Here is a 235-nt window from a genome sequence, read left to right on the forward strand (position 1 = left end):
GAACTTCGCTGCGCGGCGACGCGGCGGACGATGCACAAGCGGCGCAACTGTGGTAAAACGCCACACGGCCATCTCGGTGGCCGTAACGTTCTCAGGGCGGGGTGAAAGTCCCCACAGGCGGTAATGGCGCGCAAGGCGCCTAGCCCGCGAGCGCTTGCCGGACCGGCCACCGCCGGACGACAAGGTCAGCAGACCCGGTGCGATTCCGGGGCCGACGGTCATAGTCCGGATAAAG

The 235-nt window shown here is 67.2% G+C and carries 1 riboswitch.

Features of this window, described 5'->3' with window-relative positions:
- Positions 1–83: 83 nt before the first annotated feature.
- Positions 84–235, plus strand: a riboswitch (FMN riboswitch). This riboswitch is flagged as partial in the annotation.

It is taken from the genome of Mycobacterium arosiense ATCC BAA-1401 = DSM 45069, assembly GCF_002086125.1.
GTDB classification, from domain to species: domain Bacteria; phylum Actinomycetota; class Actinomycetes; order Mycobacteriales; family Mycobacteriaceae; genus Mycobacterium; species Mycobacterium arosiense.